General features: G+C 72.7%; 16 protein-coding genes. 10 read left to right on the top strand and 6 right to left on the bottom strand.

What is annotated here, in order from left to right; genetic code table 11:
* The 6 genes from ACWEFJ_RS22175 (at position 1) to ACWEFJ_RS22200 (ending at position 9,486) form a co-directional block, all read left to right on the top strand.
* Positions 1-1,008 carry an SDR family NAD(P)-dependent oxidoreductase gene (locus ACWEFJ_RS22175; protein WP_449714878.1) on the top strand — a complete coding sequence of 336 codons (1,008 nt, stop codon included), beginning with the start codon at positions 1-3 and terminating at the stop codon, positions 1,006-1,008.
* Positions 1,005-2,150, top strand: coding sequence for a DegT/DnrJ/EryC1/StrS family aminotransferase (locus ACWEFJ_RS22180; protein ID WP_449714879.1), 1,146 nt, complete (start codon positions 1,005-1,007; stop codon positions 2,148-2,150). Before ACWEFJ_RS22175 ends, ACWEFJ_RS22180 begins: the two co-directional genes overlap by 4 nt.
* A 178-nt stretch (positions 2,151-2,328) precedes the next feature.
* Positions 2,329-7,173 carry a DUF4082 domain-containing protein gene (locus ACWEFJ_RS22185; RefSeq protein WP_449714880.1) on the top strand — a complete coding sequence of 1,615 codons (4,845 nt, stop codon included), beginning with the start codon at positions 2,329-2,331 and terminating at the stop codon, positions 7,171-7,173.
* A gap of 11 nt (positions 7,174-7,184) precedes the next feature.
* Positions 7,185-7,838 carry a NeuD/PglB/VioB family sugar acetyltransferase gene (locus tag ACWEFJ_RS22190; protein ID WP_449714881.1) on the top strand — a complete coding sequence of 218 codons (654 nt, stop codon included), beginning with the start codon at positions 7,185-7,187 and terminating at the stop codon, positions 7,836-7,838.
* Positions 7,838-8,929 carry a DegT/DnrJ/EryC1/StrS family aminotransferase gene (locus ACWEFJ_RS22195; protein WP_449714927.1) on the top strand — a complete coding sequence of 364 codons (1,092 nt, stop codon included), beginning with the start codon at positions 7,838-7,840 and terminating at the stop codon, positions 8,927-8,929. Before ACWEFJ_RS22190 ends, ACWEFJ_RS22195 begins: the two co-directional genes overlap by 1 nt.
* Positions 8,926-9,486, top strand: a complete 561-nt coding sequence (locus tag ACWEFJ_RS22200; RefSeq protein ID WP_378095542.1) for an acyltransferase — start codon at positions 8,926-8,928, stop codon at positions 9,484-9,486. The genes ACWEFJ_RS22195 and ACWEFJ_RS22200 overlap by 4 nt, the downstream gene beginning before the upstream one ends.
* A 220-nt stretch (positions 9,487-9,706) precedes the next feature.
* Here the strand turns inward: ACWEFJ_RS22200 and ACWEFJ_RS22205 are convergent, their stop codons facing one another.
* From ACWEFJ_RS22205 to ACWEFJ_RS22215, 3 genes are all read right to left on the bottom strand, one after another.
* A complete protein-coding gene (locus ACWEFJ_RS22205; protein ID WP_449714882.1) occupies positions 9,707-10,861 on the bottom strand; it encodes a serine hydrolase domain-containing protein in 1,155 nt (384 codons plus the stop codon).
* A 108-nt stretch (positions 10,862-10,969) separates the two neighbouring features.
* Positions 10,970-12,346 (bottom strand): O-antigen ligase family protein, encoded by a 1,377-nt coding sequence (locus ACWEFJ_RS22210; RefSeq protein WP_378095536.1) that lies wholly within the window; start codon positions 12,344-12,346, stop codon positions 10,970-10,972.
* The gene (locus ACWEFJ_RS22215) at positions 12,319-13,254 is read right to left on the bottom strand and encodes a hypothetical protein (protein ID WP_449714883.1); all 936 of its coding nucleotides are present in this window, start codon (positions 13,252-13,254) and stop codon (positions 12,319-12,321) included. The genes ACWEFJ_RS22210 and ACWEFJ_RS22215 overlap by 28 nt, the downstream gene beginning before the upstream one ends.
* 93 nt (positions 13,255-13,347) lie before the next feature.
* Here ACWEFJ_RS22215 and ACWEFJ_RS22220 point away from each other — a divergent pair, with 93 nt between their 5' ends.
* Both ACWEFJ_RS22220 and ACWEFJ_RS22225 read left to right on the top strand, forming a co-directional pair.
* On the top strand, positions 13,348-14,310 hold the full coding sequence (locus ACWEFJ_RS22220) for a TolB family protein (protein ID WP_449714884.1): 963 nt from the start codon (positions 13,348-13,350) through the stop codon (positions 14,308-14,310).
* 351 nt (positions 14,311-14,661) lie between these two features.
* Entirely contained in the window at positions 14,662-15,747 is a 1,086-nt protein-coding gene (locus ACWEFJ_RS22225) for an acyltransferase family protein (RefSeq protein ID WP_449714885.1), read from the top strand.
* Here ACWEFJ_RS22225 and ACWEFJ_RS22230 read toward each other — a convergent pair.
* From ACWEFJ_RS22230 to ACWEFJ_RS22240, 3 genes are read right to left on the bottom strand one after another with little or no spacing between them, the layout of a single operon-like run.
* The gene (locus ACWEFJ_RS22230) at positions 15,725-16,942 is read right to left on the bottom strand and encodes a rhamnosyltransferase WsaF family glycosyltransferase (protein ID WP_449714886.1); all 1,218 of its coding nucleotides are present in this window, start codon (positions 16,940-16,942) and stop codon (positions 15,725-15,727) included. The two genes, ACWEFJ_RS22225 and ACWEFJ_RS22230, sit on opposite strands and share 23 nt — an antisense overlap.
* On the bottom strand, positions 16,939-18,381 hold the full coding sequence (locus ACWEFJ_RS22235; protein ID WP_449714887.1) for a lipopolysaccharide biosynthesis protein: 1,443 nt from the start codon (positions 18,379-18,381) through the stop codon (positions 16,939-16,941). The genes ACWEFJ_RS22230 and ACWEFJ_RS22235 overlap by 4 nt, the downstream gene beginning before the upstream one ends.
* Positions 18,366-19,448, bottom strand: coding sequence for a glycosyltransferase (locus ACWEFJ_RS22240; RefSeq protein WP_378088038.1), 1,083 nt, complete (start codon positions 19,446-19,448; stop codon positions 18,366-18,368). The genes ACWEFJ_RS22235 and ACWEFJ_RS22240 overlap by 16 nt, the downstream gene beginning before the upstream one ends.
* A gap of 93 nt (positions 19,449-19,541) precedes the next feature.
* On the opposite strand from ACWEFJ_RS22240, the gene ACWEFJ_RS22245 reads away from it, so the two are divergent.
* Both ACWEFJ_RS22245 and ACWEFJ_RS22250 read left to right on the top strand, forming a co-directional pair.
* Positions 19,542-20,390: a glycosyltransferase gene (locus tag ACWEFJ_RS22245; RefSeq protein WP_449714888.1), complete on the top strand. Its 849-nt coding sequence runs from the start codon at positions 19,542-19,544 to the stop codon at positions 20,388-20,390.
* The gene (locus ACWEFJ_RS22250; RefSeq protein ID WP_449714889.1) at positions 20,387-21,655 is read left to right on the top strand and encodes a hypothetical protein; all 1,269 of its coding nucleotides are present in this window, start codon (positions 20,387-20,389) and stop codon (positions 21,653-21,655) included. The genes ACWEFJ_RS22245 and ACWEFJ_RS22250 overlap by 4 nt, the downstream gene beginning before the upstream one ends.
* The last annotated feature ends 4 nt before the right edge of the window (positions 21,656-21,659 follow it).

Genomic DNA, 21,659 nt, shown 5'->3' on the forward strand with positions numbered 1-21,659 from the left:
ATGTCGGATGCGGCTCAGCCGATCACCGGCCAGCGGGCCCTCGTCACCGGAGGGGCGGGCACCATCGGCTCCGCGGTGGTGGACCAGTTGCTCGCCGCCGGCGCCGCCGAGGTGGTCGTGCTGGACAACTTCGTCCGGGGCCGCCGGGAGAACCTGGCCGAGGCCGCCGCGGTGGCGGGCGACCGGCTCACCGTGGTCGAGGGCGACATCAACGACCGCGCGCTGCTGGCGGACCTCGCCCAGGGTGCCGACCTGGTGTTCCACCTCGCCGCGATCCGGATCACGCAGTGCGCCGAGGAACCGCGCCTGGCGTTGGAGTGCCTGGTCGACGGCACGTTCACGGTCGTCGAGGCGGCCGCGGCGGCGGGGGTGAAGAAGGTCGTCGCCTCGTCGTCGGCGTCGGTCTACGGGCTGGCGGAGGAGTTCCCGACCACGGAGCGGCACCACCCGTACAACAACGACACGTTCTACGGCGCGGCCAAGGCGTTCAACGAGGGCATGCTGCGCAGCTTCCACGCCATGTACGGGCTGGACTACGTGGCGCTGCGCTACTTCAACGTCTACGGCCCGCGCATGGACGCGCACGGCAAGTACACCGAGGTGCTGATCCGCTGGATGGAGCGCATCGCCGCCGGCGAGCCGCCGCTGATCTTCGGCGACGGCGCGCAGACCATGGACTTCGTGCACGTGCACGACATCGCCAGGGCGAACGTCCTGGCCGCCAAGGCCCCCGTCACCGACGCGGTCTACAACATCGCCAGCGCGCGGGAGACCAGCCTCAAGGAGCTGGCCCACGCGCTGCTCGCCGCGATGGACTCGGACCTGCCGCTGGAGCACGGCCCGGAGCGCGCGGTGAACGGCGTCACCCGCCGGCTCGCCGACATCTCCGCCGCCGCCCGCGACCTGGGCTGGAAGCCCGACATCGAGCTGGTGGACGGGCTGCGCGGCCTGGTGTCGTGGTGGAAGTCCGCCAAGGCCGACGCGCCTGCCGCGGAGGTGGCGTCGTGATCCCGGTGATGAAGCCGTGGCTCGGCGCGGAGGAGGCCGAGGCCGCGTCGGCGGCCGTGCTGTCCGGCTGGGTGGCGCAGGGGCCGAAGGTCGCCGCGTTCGAGGACGCCTTCGCCCGCCGCGTCGCCGCGCTGCACGCCGTGGCCGTCTCGTCGTGCACGACCGCGCTGCACGTCGCGCTGCACCTGCTCGACGTGCGGCCGGGCGACGAGGTCGTGGTGCCGTCGCTGTCGTTCATCGCCACCGCCAACGCGGTCCGCTACTGCGGCGCCACGCCGGTGTTCGCCGACGTGGAGCCGGAGACCGGCAACCTGTCCGCGGCCACCGTCGAACCGGTGCTCACCGAGCGCACCCGCGCGGTGATCCTGGTGCACCAGGCCGGTGTGCCGGCCGATGTGGACGCGTTGCGCGCGCTGTGCGGTCCGCGCGGCGTCACGGTGGTCGAGGACGCGGCGTGCGCCGCCGGGTCGACCTACCGCGGCGTGCCGGTCGGCGCGGACGCCGAGATGGCGGCCTGGTCGTTCCACCCGCGCAAGCTGATCACCACGGGCGAGGGCGGGATGCTCACCACCAACCGCCCCGAGTGGGCGACGCGGGCCAAGCGCCTGCGCGAGCACGGCATGAGCGTCAGCGCGGCCGAGCGGCACAGCGGCGGCGGCGCGGTGGTGGAGAGCTACCTGGAGACGGCGTTCAACTACCGGATGACCGACATCCAGGCCGCCGTCGGGCTGGTGCAGCTGTCCAAGCTGGACGCCATCGTGCGGCGGCGGCGCGAGCTGGCGGCGCGCTACCACGAGCTGCTGGCCGAGCGCCTGGGCGACCTGCGGCCGGTGCGCGACCCGGCGCACGGCACGACGAACTACCAGTCGTTCTGGGTGATGCTGCCCGAGGACGCCGAGGTGGACCGCAACGAGGTGCTGGCCCGGCTCGCCGCGCGCAGCGTGTCGGCGCGGCGCGGGATCATGGCCGCGCACCTGGAGCCCGCGTACGCCGGCCACCCGCACGGCGACCTGCCGGTGACGGAGGCGTTCACCAGGAGGTCGCTGATCCTCCCGCTCTACCACGACCTGACGACCGCGGAGCAGGACACCGTGGTCGAGGAGCTGGAGGCGGCGCTCCACGCGCCCGTCGCCACCCGCTGAAACCCGTCCGACCGCGCCGGGCGTCACCCACGGTGCTCGCCCGAGCGCTGTTCACGTTGTGCTGTAACGCGAAGCCGGCTTCACACGACGAGCGGAACGACAGAACTCCGCTGGTCGACGCAGTGCGCGCGTGATCACCCGCTGTTGCGACCGGCTTTGCCCGAGAGGTGACATCCCCATGACCGCCGACCAGACGCGGGCCAGACCCGCTCTCGCGGTGTTGCTGCTCCGCCTGACGGTCGTGCTCGCCCTCGTGGCGTCCATCGTCGTGGTCGTCGGTGTGCTGCGCGCGCCCGAGGCCGCCGCCGCGCCGTGCGACCCGCCCGTGGTGAACAAGGTGGCGTGCGAGAACACCAAGGCAGGCACGCCGGACTGGCAGGTCACCTACCGGGACGACAGCATCCTCGGCTTCACCACCGACATCAGCGCCACCCCCGGCGGCCGGGTCGACTTCAAGATGCTGACCAGCGCGAAGTCGTACTACATCGACATCTACCGGCTCGGCTGGTACGACGGCGTCGGCGCGCGGTTCCAGGAGCGGATCAGCCGCGACGAGGAGCAGAACCAGCCGGCGTGCCTGCGCGGCACGGACGGCAGCGCGTTGATCGACTGCGGCAACTGGGAGGTGTCGCTGAGCTGGAACGTGCCGACCACCGCGGTGTCGGGCCTGTACTACGCCCGCACGCACCGCAACGACACCGGCGCGGAGAACGAGATCGTGTTCGTCGTCCGCGACGACACCAGCACCTCGAAGATCCTGTTCCAGACCTCCGACGCGACCTGGGTCGCCTACAACCGCTACGGCGGCAACAGCCTCTACTTCGGCGACGGCCCCGGCCAGGGCGGGCAGGCGTACAAGGTCAGCTACAACCGCCCGTACACCGGCGGCGACGGCGACGACAACTTCATCTTCAACGCCGAGTACCCGATGCTGCGCTTCCTGGAGTCCAACGGGTACGACGTCAGCTACACGACCGACGTCGACTCGGCCCGGCGCGGCCACCTGATCAAGAACCACCAGGTGTTCATGGCCGTCGGCCACGACGAGTACTGGTCCAACGAGCAGCGCGCCAACGTCGAGGCGGCCCGGGACGCGGGCGTGCACCTGGCGTTCCTGACCGGCAACGAGATCTTCTGGAAGCACCGGTGGGAGAAGAGCATCGACTCCTCCCGCACCGACTGGCGCACCATCGCCTGCTACAAGGAGACCAAGGGCACCCAGAGCGACGGCCTGAGCGACTGGACCGGCACCTGGCGCGACCCGCGCTACCCCGACCAGGACGGCGGGCGGCCGGAGAACGCGCTGCTCGGCAACATCTTCACGGTCAACGGCCGGCGCGACGACTCGCTCCAGGTCCCGGCCGCCTACGGCAAGATGCGGTTGTGGCGGCACACGGACCTGCAGACCATGGCCGCCAACACCACGTACACGTTCCAGCCGGGCACGCTCGGCTACGAGTGGAACTCGGTGGAGGACAACGGCTTCCAGCCGCCGGGCGTGGCGCAGCTGTCCCGCACCACGGTGGACATGCCCGACGGGCCGTACGTGCTGCAGAACCACGGCGACCTCTACACCCCCGACACCAAGACCCACGCCATCACCTACTACAAGCACCCGAGCGGGTCGCTGGTGTTCGGCGCCGGCACGGTGCAGTGGGCCTGGGGCGTGGACGACGATCACGCGTTCCTCACCAACACCCCCACCTCCGACATCCGGATGAAGCAGGCCACGGTCAACTTCCTGGCCGACATGGGCGTGCAGCCGCCCTATCTCCAGCCGGGCCTGAAGTGGGCGACCAAGAGCACCGACACGCAGGCCCCGGCCGTCGCGTTCACCAGCGTGCCGCCGATCTCGACCGTGGGCACGGCGTACACGTTCTCCGGCACGGTGGTCGACGTCGGCGGCGGCCAGGTCGGCGGCGTCGAGGTGTCCACCGACGGCGGCACCCGCTGGCACCCGGCGGTGTGGCAGGCCGGGCAGACGGCGTGGAGCTACACCTACACCCCGATCAAGTCCGGCCCGGCGAGCCTCCGGGTGCGCGCCGTGGACGACTCGGCGAACCTGTCCGCCGCCGTGGTGGCCACGCCCGGCGTGAACCCGCGGACCTGCCCGTGCGGCCTGTGGACCAACGCCGACACCCCCGACGTGCCCGACAGCGGCGACGCCTCGCCGCTGGAGCTGGGCGTGAAGTGGCGGGCGAACACCGACGGCTACGTGCGCGGCGTCCGGTTCTACAAGGGCCCGGGCAACACCGGCACGCACACCGGCACGCTGTGGGACCGCAACGGCAACGCGCTGGCCACCGGCACGTTCACCAACGAGACCGCGAGCGGCTGGCAGACGCTGATCTTCCCGATGCCGGTGAAGGTGTCGGCCGCGACCACCTACGTGGTGTCGTACTACGCGCCCAACGGGCACTACTCGTACGACCTGGAGTACTTCTTCCAACGCCCCCGCTACCTCGAACCGATCACCGGCCCGAAGAACGGCGACGACGGCCCGAACGGCCTGTTCCGGTTCGGCGGGCCCGGCTTCCCGACCCAGTCCCACTGGGGCAGCAACTACTGGGTCGACGTGGTGTGGGCCCCCGACCCCGGCCCCGACCAGCGCGCCCCGCTGCTGGTGTCGACCACGCCGGTCAACGGCGAGGGCACGGTCGCGCTCACCCCGGTCGTCTCCGCGACCTACGACGAGGCCGTCGCGCCCGGCTCCGCCCAGTTCACCGTGACCGGGCCGTCCGGCGTGGTGTCCGGCTCGCTGACGCTGTCCAACGAGAACAAGACGGTCACCTTCACGCCGGGCCAGGCGCTCACCCAGAACACCGGCTACACGGTGGCGCTGCGCGTCGCGGACGCGGCGGGCAACCAGACCACGCAGGCGACGTGGTCGTTCACCACCGGCGCGAACCGGCCCACGACGTGCCCGTGCACGGTCTGGGACGACTTCGCCCGGCCCGCCGTGTACGAGGCGGCCGACACGACGCCCATCGAGGTCGGCACGAAGGTCCGCTTCAACGGCAAGGGCGAGGTGCTGGGCGTCCGGTTCTTCAAGAGCGCGGGCAACACCGGCACGCACACCGGGTCGCTGTGGTCGTCCACCGGCCTGCTGCTGGCCACCGGCACGTTCACCAACGAGACCGCGAGCGGCTGGCAGAAGCTGACCTTCGCCTCACCGGTGGTCGTGCAGGCCAACACCACCTACATCGTGTCGTACTACGCGCCGAACGGGCGCTACTCGGTCACCGGCGGTTACTTCAGCGGGCACGGCGCGAACTACGCGGGCCTGCGCGCGCTGGCCGACGGCGTCGACGGCCCCAACGGCGTGTACCGCTACGGTGCCGGCGGCGGGTTCCCGACCGCCTCGTACAACGCGACGAACTACTGGGTCGACGTGGTCTTCCGCAACGGCCTCAACGGCGACACCACGCCGCCCGCGATGACCAACCGGACCCCGGCGGTGAACGCGACGAACGTCGCCGCCACCGCGCCGCTGACCGCGTCGTTCAGCGAGGCGGTCGACCCGGCCAGCGCGCAGATCTGGCTGACCGACCCGCGCGGCGCGCAGCTCACCGGCTCGGTGTCGCTGTCGGGCGACCAGCGGACGGTGACCTGGACGCCGTCGGGCAAGCTCATGCCGAACACCCGCTACACCGCGAGCGTGCTGATCGCCGACGCGAACGGCAACCCGATGCCGGACCCGGTCACGTGGTCGTTCACCAGCAGCCCGGACGTCATCTGCCCGTGCACGCTGTTCAGCACGGCGACCCTGCCCACGATCACCTCCAGCGAGGACACCGGCGCGTTCGAGCTGGGCGTGCGGTTCACGCCCACCGCGGGCGGCCGGATCACCGGGGTGAAGTTCTACAAGGGCGCGGGCAACACCGGCACGCACACCGGGTCGCTGTGGTCGCCGACCGGCCAGCTGCTCGCGACCGGCACGTTCGGCAACGAGACGGCGACCGGCTGGCAGACGTTGACGTTCGCCCAACCGGTGTTCGTGTCGGCGGGCCGGACCTACACCGCGTCGTACACCACGACGACCGGCCGCTACGCGGTCGACAGCGGGTACTTCAGCGGGTACTCGCCGGTCAGCGGTCCGCTGACCGCGCCCGCGGCGGCCGACGGCGGCAACGGCGTCTACCGCACCGGGTCGGGCTACCCGACCAACTCCTACTCGGGCGGCAACTACTGGGTGGACGTGGTCTACCTGCCCAACGAGGACAACACACCGCCGGTCGTCAACGGGCGCACCCCGCTCGACGGCGCGGGCGGCGTGTCCCGCACCTCGCCGCTGACCGCGACGTTCGACGAGCCGGTCGACCTCAGCACGGCCCAGTTCACGCTCGTCGACGCCGGCGGCGCGAGGATCGCGGGCACGCTGGCGCTGTCGGCGAACCAGCAGCAGGTGACGTGGACGCCCGCGGCGGCGCTCGGCGGCGGCATGACCTACACCGCGAGCGTGCGCATCGCCGACGTCTACGGCAACCTGATGACCGCGCCCACGAGCTGGTCGTTCACCACGACCACGGCCGGCGACTGCCCGTGCTCGCTGTTCAGCGCGGCCACCGTGCCGACCGTGGCGGAGGCCGACGACACCGGCTCGTACGAGCTGGGCGTCCGGTTCGTGCCGTCGGTGAACGGCTCCGTCACCGGGGTGCGGTTCTACAAGGGCGCGGGCAACACCGGCACGCACACCGGGTCGCTGTGGGACGCGGCGGGCAACCGGCTGGCGACCGGCACGTTCGTGAACGAGACCGCGAGCGGCTGGCAGACGCTGATGTTCTCCTCGCCGGTGACCGTCACCGCCGGGACCACGTACGTGGCGTCCTACACCGCGCCGAACGGCCGGTACTCGGTGAACACCGGGTACTTCATGGGCAGGGCCGTGACCAGCCCGCCGCTCAGCGCGCCGGCCACCGGCGAGGACGGCCGCAACGGCGTCTACCGCGCCGGCCCCGGGTTCCCCGAGGAGTCCTACGCCGGCAGCAACTACTGGGTCGACGTCGTGTTCACGAGAGGATGAGCGCCGACCCGATGACCAGGCCGAGACCGCTGCTGCTCGTGGGTGCGGGCGGGCTGGCCCGCGAAGTCCTCGCGGCCGTCCGCCTCCTCCCCGAGGTGTGGCGCCCCGTGGGCGCGCTGGACGACGACCCGGCGCGCCACGGCGCGGACCTCGACGGCCTGCCCGTCCTCGGCGGCACGGACCTCGTGCACTCGACGGACGCCGCCGTGGTGGTGTGCGTGGCCAACGCGCACCGGCCGCGCGGCAGGCTCGACCTGGTCGCCCGGCTCGGCCTGCCGGAGGACCGGTGGGCGACGGTGGTGCACCCGGCGGCCTCGGTGGCCGTCGGCGCGGAGGTGGGGCCGGGCACGGTCCTGCTGGCCGGCGCGGTGGTGACGACGCCGCTGCGCCTGGGCGCGCACGTCGTGGCCATGCCGCACGTGCTGGTCACGCACGACGACGAGGTGGGCGACGGCGTCACGTTCGCCGGCCGCGCGTCGCTGGGCGGGTCGGTGCGGGTGGGGGAGGGCGCGTACCTCGGGCAGGGCAGCGCGGTCCGGGAAGGCGTGTCGATCGGGGCGGGCGCGGTGGTGGGCATGGGTTCGGTGGTGCTCTCCGACGTCCCCGCGGGTGAGGTCTGGGCGGGCAACCCCGCCCGGAGACTGCGAGAGGGGAACGGTTCGTGATCGACATCCCGCTGGTGGACCTGCGTGCGCAGCACGAGCAGGTCGCCGACGAGGTAGCCGAGGGCTGGGCGGAGGTGCTCGAGAACACCGCGTTCGTCGGCGGGCGGCAGGTTGCCGCGTTCGAGGCGGAGTTCGCCGCCTACCAGGAGGTGCCGCACTGCGTCGCGGTCGGCAACGGCACCGACGCCATCGAGCTGGCGTTGCGCGCGCTCGACATCGGGCCGGGCGACGAGTGCGTGCTGCCCGCCAACACCTTCATCGCGACCGCCGGCGCGGTGGCGCGGACCGGCGCCACGCCGGTGCTGGTGGACTGCGTGGCCGACACCGGGCTGATCGACGTGGCGCAGGTCGCGGAGGCCGTCACGCCGCGCACCAAGGCGTTGCTGCCGGTGCACCTGTACGGGCAGGCCGCGCCGGTGGAGGAGCTGCGGTCGTTCGGCGTGCCGATCGTGGAGGACGCGGCGCAGGCCCAGGGGGCGCGGCGGCACGGCGTGGCCGTCGGCGGGTTGGGCGACATCGCCGCGACGAGCTTCTACCCGGGCAAGAACCTCGGCGCGTACGGCGACGGCGGTGCGGTGCTGACCGCGTCGGCGGAGCTGGCCGAGGCGGTGCGGCTGCTGCGCGAGCACGGGTCGCCGCGCAAGTACGAGCACTCGGTGGTGGGCTTCAACAGCCGCCTGGACACGTTGCAGGCGGTGGTGCTGTCCGCGAAGCTGCGCCGGCTGGAGGGCTGGAACGAGCAGCGCCGCGCGGCGGCCGAGCGGTACGGCGCGATGCTGGCCGACGTGCCGGGCGTGACGCTGCCGGTGGTGCTGGAGGGCAACGTGCCCGTGTGGCACCTGTACGTCGTGCGCGTGCCGTCGCGCGACCGCGTGCTGGCGTCGTTGCACGAGGCCGGGATCGGCGCGGGCATCCACTACCCGACGCCCGTGCACCTGACCGGCGCGTACGTGCACCTGGGCCACGCGCCGGGGGACTTCCCGGTGAGCGAGGCGGTGGCGGGGGAGATCCTGTCCCTGCCGCTGTTCCCGGAGATCACGGTGGCGCAGCAGGAACGCGTCGTGGCGGCGCTGGCGGAGGCGGTGCGATGAGCGTCTACGTCCACCCGAACGGGCTGTGCGAGAGCGACGACGTGGGCGAGGGGACGCGCGTGTGGGCGTTCGCGCACGTGCTGCCGGGCGCGCGGGTCGGCCGGGACTGCAACATCTGCGACGGGGCGTTCGTGGAGAGCAAGGCCGTGCTGGGCGACCGGGTGACGGTGAAGAACGGCACGCTGGTGTTCGACGGCGTGGTGTGCGAGGACGAGGTGTTCCTCGGCCCGAACGTGCTGTTCACCAACGACCTGCGGCCGCGCGCGGCGATCAAGCGCACGGGTGACGCGCTGCTGTCCACCGTGGTCCGCCGCGGCGCGACCCTGGGCGCGGGCACCGTCGTGGTGTGCGGCGTGGAGATCGGCGAGCACGCCTTCGCGGCCGCGGGCTCGGTCGTCACCAAGGACGTCCCGGCCCACGCGTTCATCGCGGGCAACCCGGCCACCCACAAGGGCTGGGTCTGCGCCTGCGGCCAACGCCTCGACGCGGGCCTGATCTGCCCCGACTGCCACGCCGCCTACACCGAAACCGACAAGGGCCTGACCCCCCTCCCCTGACCAGCGCCCCCCACGCCCGCCTCGCGCGTGCCCTCCATCCAAAACGCGCGTGTCCTACGTTCAGAACGCGCGTGTCCTACGTTGAGAACGCGTGTGTCGTACGTTCAGGACCCCTGAATTCAACGCTCAGGTCGGCAGGGAAGCGGTTGCGCTCGCTCAGTGCCGCATCCGCTTCCGCTGCCAACCCCCGCGGACGTCGCCGATCCGGCCTCGCCGGGGGCTACGAGCAGAGGGCGAGGTCCAGGGTGGCGCGCATGCGTGCCACGGCCGCCCCGCCGGTGAGCGCGGTGATGTAGACGGTCGCCGCACGGCCGGAGTCGTCGTGCCCGCTGACGTTCGCCACGCCGCCGCCCGCCAGGTCACCCCCGTGGACCCACAGGTGACCGCCGCACGACCGGGGCAACCGGATCAGGCCCAGGCCGTACGCCACGCCGGGCCCCAGCCCCGGTGCGGGCACGGTGGTGCGCATCTGGGCCAGCGCCCACCCCGGCAGCAGCCCGCCCCCGGACAGCTCCCGCCAGAACCGGTTGAGGTCCGACGGCGTCGACACCATCGCGCCGGACGCGCCCGCCCACGACGGCTCGAACTCCGTGACGTCGACCAGCGGTCCGGCCGGATCGGTCTCGTCCAGGGTGTAGTTGCGCGCGTGCGGACCGCGGATGCCCCGCTCACCGGCCGGCGGCCAGTACGTGTCGCGCAACCGCGCGGGACGGATCACCAGGTCGGTCACGGCCGTGGCGATGTCCTGGCGCGTCACCCTCTCCACGACCATGCCGGCGAGGACGTAGCCGGTGTTGGAGTACGCCCAACCCCGGCCGGGGGCGAACTCCGGCCGGCGGTCCAGGGCGATCCGCACCAGCTCCGCCGCCTCGACCGGCCGGTCCCGGTCGACGGAGCCCGGGAGCCGGACGTAGTCCGGCAGCCCGCTGGTGTGCTGGAGCAGTTGGCGCACCGTGATGTCGCGGCCGTCGATCGCGCTGCCCTCACCGGTGCCCCGCACCACCCCGGGCAGGTAGGTCTCGACCGGCTCGTCGAGCCGGATCCGGTGCCGGGCGACCAGTCGCAGCACGGCCACGGCGGTGAACGGCTTGGTGACGCTGGCGATCCGGAAGCGGCCGTCGCCGTCGACCATCGCCCGGCCGGTGCCCGACTCGGCCGTGCCGGACGTGATCGTGACCGACCGGCCACGCCGGTCCCGGACCTCGGCCAACGCCCCGGGCACCCGGTCGTTCCCGGTGATCAGGTCGAGGTTGGCCGCGATGGCCGCGACGTCGGTGATCGGACGGTCTGCGGCGGTGGCCGGCACGCCGAGCGCCACCACGGACGCGCCCGCGGCGAGCGCCGCCACCACGCGTCGAGCAGGCTTGGTTGTCATCGGTCAAGCCTCTGCGACGGCCCCACGTGCGGCAATGGGCCCAACACCCGGAACCGACCGTAGGGCCTGCCCCCTCGACAAGCCCGCCGGCAACCCCGTCGAACGCCGTCAGGCGGCACCACGCTCGGCACGGCCGGCCTCCGCCGCCGCACGCTTGCGCTCCTCCTGGGCCACCCGCAGCAACGCCCCCGAAGCGCCGATCATGGTGAACACCAGCCCGGTCGCCACGCCGAACCCGAGCAGGTCGAACGTCACCGACGCGATCCCGCCCGCCACCACCCCGGCCAGCAACGCGCTCGCCAGGCTTCGCAACTGCTCGTCCCGGCTGATCATCCGCACCCGGATCGCCGCGAACGCCGCCGCCAGGAACATGCCGATCAACGCGAACAGCCCCAGGTAGCCGTTCTCGATCAACGTCAGCAGGAACTGGTTGTCCAGGATCGTGTACTTCGTCGGCAGGTACGTCCCGAACCCGCGCCCCAGCAACGGGTTCAGGTCGATCTGCTCCCACGCCGCCTCGTAGTCCGCCGTGCGCGCCTTCACGCTGGGGTCGTCCTCGATGTTGGAGAACATCCCGCGCAACGTCCCGAACAACCCCGGCACGGTCACGCTCGCGCCCAGGAAGAACCCGCCGCCCACCAGCAACGTGGTGATCTTCCGCCGCTTCGGCAGCGTCGCGATCATGATCACCGCGCCGACCGCCACGCCGAGCAGCGCGGTCCGCGACAGCGACGTCAACGCGCCCAGCCCGACCAGCGCCAGGCACACCAGCCAGCGCACGTGCGGCGTGCCGTCGTCCCTCGCCTTGAACACGTAGTGCACGCCCAGCGGCACGGACATCGCGCACACCAGGCCGAACTCGATGGGGTGGTTGGTCGTGCCGGTCGGCCGCCGGAAGATCGACCGCGCCTCCATCGCCGAGTACCCGTTGTCCTGCACCCGCAGCCCCGGCAGCGACACGTACGACGCCAGGTCCACGCCCAGCCCGAACTGCACCAGCCCGACGAACGCGATCACCGCCCCGCACGCCAGCAGCAGCTTGAGCACCTTGTCCAGGCGGTCCTTGGTGCGCACCGCGTCGCACACGAACACCGCGACCGCGATCATCGACGTGATCCGGATGATGCTGCTGTCGGCCACGGTCAGCTCGTCGGTCGGCAGCCACCGCCGGGTGGCCACGCCGTAGGTCGCCAGGTGCGACGCCAGGTACAGCGCCACGGCGGTGCGCACGACGTTGCGCCCCTTGCCCATGCCGACGTTGTCCACCATCTGCCCGGACACCCACAGCACGCCCAGCAGCAACGCCACCACGAGCGCGGGCGGCAGGGTCATCGGGACGAACGACAGCACCAACCGGGCCGGGATGATCAGCAGGGCCAGCAGGAACAGGCGCACCAGCGTCGCGCCGTCCACGCCCTGGCGCGCGAGGGTCTCCCGCACGGACCGCTCGGACACGGTCAGGGCTTGTCGTCGCCGGTCGGCCACGCGGGCCTGCCCGGCTGACCGCCGGCGTTGCGCGGACCCGGCGGGACCGACGGGCCGTGCGGTCCGGTCGAACCGGGCGCGGCGATCTTCACCGTCTTCTCGCTGGCCGTCGGCTGCGGGCGGCGGGGCGGCGGGCCGGGCGGGCGGCGGGGCGCGCCGTTGGGCGACGGCGGCGGCGCCTGCGGGGGCGTCTTGGCCGGCCGCGCGACCGGCTCGGGGGCGGGCGCGTCCTCCTCCGGCTCGACCGCCTTGCCCTCGCGCGCCTCACGGCGGCGGCGCAGGTGGTTGAGGATGCTGTCGCCGCCGAACGTGGCCGCCGTCGTCAACAGCATCAGCAGCACGAACGCCGCGCCCGCGTACCGGACCTTGCCGCCGATCTGGGCCTCCGCCGCGGTCGGGTTCACGATCACCTGCGAGGTGATGAACGTCGACTCCGGCGCCTTCAGCGCGGTCTGCTGCTTGTCCAGCTCCTTGGCCGCGAACTCCATCACCGTGGTGACCAACTTCTCGGCCGCCTCGGGCGTGCTGCCGTCCGCGGTCACGAACAGGAACGGCCCGCTCATGCCGCCGCCCGCCGCGGTGAAGTTCTCCGTCGAGTCCTTGTCCAGGCCGAGCGACTCCTTGCGCGTCTTCGGGTCGGCCAGGATCTGCGCCAGGATCTGCGCGGTCGTGGTGAGGCTGCCGTCGAACGCGAGCAGCGGGTTGACCCGCACCGCGTCCTCCGGCGACAGCTTCTCCGAGAACGTGCCACCGGCCGACGGCGATGTGAGCACCATGACACCCGAGGACTGGTAGCGCGTCGGGATGGACAGGAACACGCCCGCGGCGACGGCGACCGCCGTCACCGCCGCCGGGAGGGCGATGTACCACCGCCTGCGCAGAGTTCGCACGGCGCCCCAGAAGTCCATCCGCTCCCCGATCCACGTTTACCCTGCGTAGGTGCCCGCAAGGTGTTGTTACTCTGAAATCGGCCGACTCGCGCCTAGTCGTTACAGGTGGTGATGGACTTGGGCTACCGGCGGGTCGTCTTCGCCGTCGCGGCCATCGTACTGGTCGTCGGCGTGGCCGTGGGGTACGTGGTTTCGGTCGTGCGCGAGGCCGCGCCCGTGCCGGTCGCCTCGACCGGCGGGGACCTCATGTTCGTGGCCCTGGCGGACGGGCGCAGCCGGGTGGAGCAGGTCGACCTGGCCGATCCGGGCGCACGCGGCGCGACGGGGATGACGTGCCAGCGGGTGTACCGGGCCGGTGGCACGACGGTGTGCCTGAAGCTGGCGGGACCGGGTCCGACGTACGCGGCCGAGGTGTCGCGGGACGGTGGCGTGGTGCGGACCGTGCCGCTGCCGGGCGTGCCGAGCCGGGCGAAGGTGTCGGCGTCGGGGCACGTGGTCTCGTGGACGTCGTTCGTGACGGGCGACTCGTACTCCGTGCCCGGCGGGTTCTCGACCAGGACCGGGTTCCTGGACCTGCGCACCGGTGAGGCGGTGGAGTCCCTGGAGGGCTTCACGGCCGTCGTCGAGGGGCAGCAGCACACCGCGCAGGACGTGAACTACTGGGGGCTGACGGTGGCCGACGACGACCGCACGTTCTACGCGACGTTGGCGTCCGGCGGGTACACCTGGCTGGTGAAGGGCGACCTGGCGGCACGTCGCCTGGAGTCGTTGCGGCGTGACGCGGAGTGCCCGTCGCTGTCGCCGGACGGCACGAAGGTGGCCTACAAGAAGCGCATCGGGCGGTTGGGCCCGTGGGAGCTGGCCGTGCTCGACCTGGAGACCGGGGAGGAGCGCCGGCTGCCCGGGACGGCGGGCGTGGACGACCAGGCCACGTGGCTGGACGACGACCGGCTCGCGTTCGCCGCCGTGCCGAAGGACGCCAAGCTCGCTTCGATCCACGTCGTGCCGGCCGACGGGTCGTCCGCCGCCGTGCTGCTGATCCCCGACGCGACCTCCCCGTCGCCGGTCGGCTAACGCCTGGCCGAGCGCCGCGATCTCCCTGTGTCAGAAGGAGAACGCGGCCCTTGGGAGGCTGGAGTTGTTATCCCGGACGGTGAATCCCGCCGAACCCGCAAGAATGCTGTTACCGGGCAAGGGGTCCGCGCACGTCGGCCACCGGCGGTCAACCACCTGCGCCGCCCGCGTGGTCCACCCGGCCGCACGTGGCCGCCGCCGCACGCCGAGCGCGCTCCGCCCCGCCGACCCGGCGCCGACCCGATGACCACCGCGCCACCCCCGCCGTCCCGGACCCGGCCGTCCCAGACCTCGCCGCTCGCACCGCAAGCCCCGCTGATCCCGGCGCCCGCGCCGCCACCCGACTCGCGCGTGCCGCCCGCCTCCGCGGAACCGCCCGCGCCCCCGCCGCTCCCCGCGGTCCGGTTGCCGTCCCTCACCGGCCTGCGCTTCCTCGCCGCCTTCGTCGTCTTCGGCTTCCACCTGCACGCCGGCGGCCTGTTCGACGGCACGGGCGCGGAAGGGGTGCTGGCGGCCGTGTTCGGGCAGGGGGCGACCGGGGTCGGGTTCTTCTTCCTGCTCTCCGGGTTCGTGCTCACCTGGTCCGCCCGGCCCGGGGTGCCGGCCCGCGTCGCCCTGCGGCGCCGGGCCGCCCGGGTCCTGCCGAACCACGTCGTGGTCTGGCTCGTCGTGTTCGCGGGCCTGGCCTGGGCGGGCGGCGCGTCCGTGCTCACGGGCCTGCTGGGCCTGGTCCTGCTCCAGGCGTGGGTCCCGGTGCAGTCGGTCTACTTCGGCGTCAACACCCCGGCCTGGTCGCTGTCCTGCGAAGCCGCCTTCTACACCGCCTTCGGGTGGCTGCTCGGGCTGGTCGACAGGATCCCGCCCCGGCGGCTCCGGTGGGCCGCCGGCGGGCTCATGGCGGCCGTGGTCGCGGTGCCCGCGGTGGCGTTGCCGATGCCGGCCGGCCTGGAGTACTGGTTCGTCTACGTCTTCCCGGTCACCAGGGCGCTGGAGTTCGTGCTCGGCATGGTGCTGGCCCGGGTCGTGCGCGCGGGCCGGTGGGTGGGGCTCGGCCTCGCCCCGGCCGGCGCGCTGGCCGTGGTCGGCTACGTCGCCTCCGGTCACCTGCCGGGCACGTTCGGCTACGTCGCGGGCACGGTGGTCCCGCTCGCCCTGCTCATCCCGGCCGTCGCGGTCGCCGACGTCACCGGCGCCCGGTCGCCCTTCCGCAACCGGACCGCGGTGCTCCTGGGCGAGGTGTCGTTCGCGTTCTACCTCGTGCACCAGGTGGTGATGCGGGTCGCCGAGGCCGCCAGGCCGCACGACCTCGGCCTGGTCGGGGCGGTGGGCATCGCCGGCGCGCTCCTCGTCGCCTCGCTGGCGGCGGCCTGGCTGCTGCACCGGCTCGTCGAACGGCCGGCGCAGCGCCGCCTGCTCAGGCCGACAGCTCCCGCCTGAGCACCTTCTCCAGCTCGTGCCCGGCCGCGTCCCAGGACCGGCCGGACACGCTGGCGGACGCGGCCCGCGCGACCGCGTCGAAATCGGGCGTGGTGACCACGTCGGACAACGCGCGGGCCAGGTCGTGCGGGGTCGGGGGCGCGTACCGGACGTGCTCGTTGTCCAGCACGACCCGGTTGTGCGCGGCGTCGTTGACCACCGGCACGCAGCCCGCGGCCAGCATCTCGTGCGGCACCAGCGACACGTTCGTCATCGACAGCGTGAGACCGGCGTAGCACCGGTTGTAGATGTCGTTCAACGCGTCCGGCGTGACCAGGCCGTGGTCCACGTGCCGCGGCCCGAGCGAGCCGATCTTCTCGCCGTACGTGTGGATCGCGACGTCCGGGTGCCGCTCCGCGAAGACCTCCAGCGCCAGCAACCCGATCTCGATCGCCCGCCGGGGCGCGAGCCGACGCGCGTAGAACACCACGCCGTCCCGCCGCGCGCCCTCCCGCAGGCGGTACCGCCCGACGTCGCAGCCGAAGTCGAAGAAGTCGGCGGGCATGCCCACCTCGGCGCGCAGCTTGTCCGCCAGGTAGCGGCCCGCGGTGAACGCGTGGAACCCCATCCGGTAGGTGTTCTCGGCCAGCGCCGACAGCCCCCCGACCGGGAAGAACCACGGCTCGTAGTCCTGCACCAGGTAGAACCGCCGGCCCGCGCACGGGTCGTTGAACGCCGGGTAGGCCGTCATCCACGCGGTCGCGAACACGGCGTGGGCGTCGGCCATCCCCTCGGTCACGTCGTGCACCGTGCCGCGGAACCCCGGGTAGGCCGACCGGATCACCGGCTCGTGGTCGACCGCACGGCTGCCGTACACGTCGTACAGGTACAGCCGGCACGTGTGGCCCACCGACTCCAGGTGCTCGATGAGCCGGAACATCGTGGTGTGCCCGCCCGAGCCGGGCGACGGCGGCGTGCTGATCCAGTTCACGGTGAGCCGCCCGTCGGCGGGCACCGGCGGCACCACCACCGGCCGCGGCGCGCCGAGGTCCGCCGCCCGCACGTCCTCCAGGCGCACCGGGAACACTTCGGCGTCCGCGCCGAACCGCCGCGCCGCCCGACCGAGCGCGCGGGCGCCCACCTGGCGCACACCCTGTTCGCGCACGATGCGCGTGACCTGGTGCGCCCGCCGCCGCAACTGCCGGACGACCTTCACGTGCCACTCCTCCGCAACAGGCCCAGCACCTCGTGGCGCAGGGGGTAGACGACGGCGGCGTAGGCCAGCGACGCGAGCGCGCCGCTCACCAGGAGCCGCAACAGCGGTGCCTCGACCAGCTCCTCCACCCCGAGCGCGACCGCGACCATCACGAGACCGCCGAGCAGGGGACGTGCCACCGCCGCACCCAGGACACCCGCCCGCAGCCCGTAGGGCCGGAACGCCACCAGGTACGCGGGCACGATGAACACGAGCACGACCACGCTCTGCGCCGCCGCCACGCCGCGGATGCCGTCGACGTGCGCGCCCAGCGCCAGCAGCGGCACCAGCGCCGCGAGCCAGACGAGGTGGATGACGAAGATGGCCCGCGACCGGCCCGCGCTGGCCAGGTAGTCGTAGCCCAGCTCCAGCGCCACGCGCAGCGCGCCGAGCGCCACCAGCAGCGCCAACGCCTGCGCGGCGGGGGCCCACCGCTCGCCGTAGACGACCCGGACCAGCGGGTCCGCGAGCACGGCCAGCAGCACGCAGGCGGGCACGGTGGCCAGCGCGAGCAGCCGCAGGGCGCGGGCGAACGTCCGCGCGAACATCTCCGGATCGTCCCTGACCTGCGAGAACGCCGCCAGCGACACGCTGCGCACCGGCTGCGAGAACGCGGCGACCGGCCAGTTCGCCAGGTTGAACGCGAGCAGGTAGTAGCCGAGCTGCACGGTGCCGAGCACGCTGCCGACGATGATCTGGTCGACGTTGAGCACGCCGAACACGAGCAGGCTCGCCCCGGCCAGCGGCAGGCCGAACGCGAGCAGCTCGCGCGCCTGCCGCGGGTCGAAGCCGGGCCGGTACCAGCGCTCGGTGTAGGCGAACATGACGCCGGCGGACACCAGGTTGGTGGCGATCCGCGACCAGGCGAGGCTCCACGCGCCGAACCCGAGCAGGGCGAGCACCACCGTCACGGCGGTGCCCACGACGAACGCCGACGTGTCGGCGACGAACTTGTGGTTCTGCCGGAACTCGCGCTGGAGCAGCGCGCCCGGCACCGCCGACACGCCCGCCACCACCAGCGACACCGACATGAGCCGGATCACCCCGGTGGCCTGCGGCGTGCCCATGGCCTCCGCGAACCACGGCGCGCCGAGCACGCAGACCAGGCACAGCAGCGTGCCCGAGGCGATCGACAACGTGGTCACCGTGGGCGCCAGCTCCTCGACCGGCCGGTCGGTGCGCACGAGCGCGACGCTGACGCCCATCTCGCTGATGCTGAGCACGATGTTCATCACCACGAGCGCCACGGCGAACACGCCGAACTGCTCGGGGGCGACCAGCCGGGCGACGAGGATGCCGACGCCCACCTGGCCCAACCGCTGCACCAGGCTGTTGACCGCGCTCCAGCGGATCGCCGACGTGACCTTCCGCTCCAGGCCGGCGGTCACTGCCCGCGCCACTTCCAGACCTGCTTGGACACCAGGCCCCGGCCCCGCTTGACCAGGTGGCTGCCGACGAACACCTGCGTGCGGCTGCACAGCTTCGGCCCCAGCGCCCGGCGGCGTCGCAACGCGCCGTACTCGGGCAACCGCGTGGCGTCGGGGTACACCCGCCGGGCGAACGCGACCAGCTCGTCCACCGGGATCTCGGCCAACCGGTCGCGGTCGTAGGCGCGCACCGCCCGCCACAGGGCGTCCTTGGCGATCGACCGGTTGGCCAGCGCCCGCAGCCGCGGCGGCAGGTCGGGGTGCTCGGCGAAGAACCGCTCGAACACCGCCTGCCGCTGCTCCAGGTCGGCGAACAGGGACGAGAACTGCGTGCGCATCATGCTCTGCTGGTGCACCCGGTAGTACGCCGCGGGCTTGCCGCGCACGTACCCGATGTCGGACACCGCGGCGATGCGCATCCACATCTCCAGGTCGCCGGCGTGCGGCAGGTCCGGCCGGTAGCCGCCGACCCGTTGCTGCACCGACGTGCGCACCACGGCCTCGGGCGAGGACAGCACGTTCTGCCCGGTGCGGCAGCGGGCCTCGATCCAGTCCACACCGGACCACACCGTGCGACCGGGCGGGGGAGTGACGACGCGCGGAAGTCTCGGGTCGTCGTGACCTGTCGTCCGATCACCGACTCCGTCGGCGGTGTAGTAGACGACCCGCCCATATACCATGCCGACGTTGGGGTGCGCCTCGAAGACCTCGGCGGCACGGGCCAGCGCGCCCGGCGCCAGCAGGTCGTCCGCGGACAGCAGCACGGTGTAGTCGGCCTTGGCCCACTCCAGCAGGCCCTCGTTGTAGGTGGCGATGTGGCCCTGGTTGACCTCGTGCCGCCGGCCCTCGACCCGCGGGTCGCGCACCAGCTCGGCCATGACCTCGGGCGTGTCGTCGCTCGACGTGTCGTCGATGATCAGCACCCGCACGTCCACGCCGGTTTGGTCGAGCACGCTCCGCACGCAGGCGCGGAGGAACCTCGCGTAGTTGTAGCAGGGGATGACGACGTCGACCGTTGGTCGTGCCGGGGGCTCAGTCACGCCCTACACATCGTGTCCGATCGCGGATCGTTAACGGCGCGGCCCCGATCCCGATGTACGGGACATACGGGAAGGGGCTCCATGGACCACGTCGTGCTGACGCGTTTCAACCTGCCGTCCGTCGGCGCGGAAAGCGTCGTGCGGGCACGGGACGGCTGGTTGACCGAACGCGTCGCGTTGTTCGAGCGGTACTGCCTGCCGTCGGTGGCGGCGCAGACCTCGGCGAACTTCCGGTGGCTCATCTACTTCGACCCGGAGAGCCCGCAGTGGCTCAAGGACCGCATCGAGGCGCACGGCGACGCGTACACGCCGGTGTTCCGCACGCAGGTCGGCCGGGAAGAGCTGATCGAGGACATCTTCGCCCTCTTCCCGGTCAAGGGCGAGGCGCTGATCACCACCAACCTCGACAACGACGACGGCCTGGCGGCGGACTTCGTGGCCCGGCTCCAGGCCGAGCGCCCGACGGGCCGCCGCACCGCCCTGTACCTGGCGAACGGTCTGGTCAAGAGCCCGGCCGGGCTGTTCTTCCACCACGACCGCGACAACGCGTTCGCGTCCATGCGGGAGACCTGGGACGACCCGGTGACGTGCTGGGCCGACTGGCACAACCGCCTGCACCGGCACGCCGAGGTGGTGTCGCTGGGCGGGCCGCCCGGCTGGCTCCAGGTCGTGCACGGCGGGAACGTGAGCAACCGCACACGCGGCCGGCTGGTCTCGCCCGCGCCCTACCGGCCGCTGTTCGGCGCGGCGCTGGACGACGTGCCCGAACCGGCGGGCGGCGTGCTGGCCCGCGACCGGTTCGTCGGGCGACCGCTGCGCTCGGCCCGCGACGGGGCGAGGTACCTGGCCAAGAACGCGGCGCTGCGGCTGCTCGGACCGGGTGGCTTCGAGAAGGCGAAGCAGGTGCTGGCCGCGCGCGGCCGCGTCCGGACCCCGAGGTGAGGCGGGGCACCGCGGCGGCGCTGACCTCCGGCTTCGCCCTGGCCCTGGCGCTGGCCGGGTGCGCCGCCGAGCCGGTGCGGCAGCCCGAACCGCCGGCCGCCGTGCCCCCGGGGCCGTCCGTCGACTACTACCGCAAGTGGGCCAACGGGCCGAACCCCGCCGGCGACCCGGCCGTGTTCCCGATCAACGTGTGGATGCAGGACCCGTCCGGCGTCGAGAACGGCGAGAAGCTCGGCCGCGCCTTCCCGAAGATCGGCATCGACTTCGGGATCGGGCTGTGGGAGGACGAGTGGTGGCACCTCCGGCAGGAGGGCCTGCACGAGACCGACTGGCGGGTGTACGTGGACGGCACCCGCGTGGACGACGTCCTGGCCGACACCGCGCACGCCCGCAACTACGTCGGCTACCTGATCGCGGACGAACCGGACATGACCAAGGTCTACGGCGACGTGTTCCACCCCGACATGCAGCCGTCGGCGATCGTGAAGGCCGCCGACGCGGTGCGCGCCCAGGACCCGACCCGGCCGACCTACCTCAACTTCAGCCCGTGGATGGGCACCCCGACCGGCGAGGTCGGCTACGGCTACATCGAGAAGTCCTACGAAGAGGACATGCGCACGTACTGCTCGGCCGCGGACATCGCGTCGGCCGACTACTACGGCTGGACGCACCCCGACCGCAACCACACCGTCGGCGCGTACAGCTACGGGCAGGTCATCGACACCATGCGCAAGTGGTGCGGCCCGGACAAGCCGCTGTACGGGTTCGTGGAGACCGGGCACCCGCACGACCGCGGCGAGATCATCCAACCCGACCAGCTCGAATCGGCCGTGTGGAACACCGTCCTGCACGGCGCGACCGGCATCAACTACTTCGCGCACAGCTTCTACACCGACGGCACCGGCGAGTACTCCAGCGTGCTGACGCGGCCGGAGATCACTGCCCGGGTCGCCGCCGTCAACGCGCGGCTGAAGTCGCTCGCCCCGGTGCTCAACGCGCCCAACCTGCCCGGCGTGACGGCCGGGAGCGACAACGGCATCCCGGTGGCCGTGCTGCACAAGCGGGTCGGCGACGAGCGGTGGGTGCTGGCCCAGACCGACGGCACCAAGGACGACCCGCGCAGCCGCGCCGCCCGCGTCACCCTGACCGTGCCGGCGTCGTCGGGCACCGCCACGGTGGTGGGCGAGGACCGGACCGTGCCGATCGTGGACGGGCGGATCGTGGACGACTTCGGGCCGTACGGGGTGCACGTGTACCGATTCTGACCCG

It is taken from the genome of Actinosynnema sp. NPDC004786 (genome assembly GCF_053601135.1).

What these genes read in the sequence shown, in the direction of transcription:
- ACWEFJ_RS22175 (WP_449714878.1), top strand. Translation starts at nt 1, where the DNA reads ATGTCGGATGCGGCTCAGCCGATCACCGGCCAGCGGGCCCTCGTCACC.
- ACWEFJ_RS22185 (WP_449714880.1), top strand. Translation starts at nt 2,329, where the DNA reads ATGACCGCCGACCAGACGCGGGCCAGACCCGCTCTCGCGGTGTTGCTG.
- ACWEFJ_RS22190 (WP_449714881.1), top strand. Translation starts at nt 7,185, where the DNA reads ATGACCAGGCCGAGACCGCTGCTGCTCGTGGGTGCGGGCGGGCTGGCC.
- ACWEFJ_RS22200 (WP_378095542.1), top strand. Translation starts at nt 8,926, where the DNA reads ATGAGCGTCTACGTCCACCCGAACGGGCTGTGCGAGAGCGACGACGTG.
- ACWEFJ_RS22205 (WP_449714882.1), bottom strand. Translation starts at nt 10,861, where the DNA reads ATGACAACCAAGCCTGCTCGACGCGTGGTGGCGGCGCTCGCCGCGGGC.
- ACWEFJ_RS22215 (WP_449714883.1), bottom strand. Translation starts at nt 13,254, where the DNA reads ATGGACTTCTGGGGCGCCGTGCGAACTCTGCGCAGGCGGTGGTACATC.
- ACWEFJ_RS22220 (WP_449714884.1), top strand. Translation starts at nt 13,348, where the DNA reads ATGGACTTGGGCTACCGGCGGGTCGTCTTCGCCGTCGCGGCCATCGTA.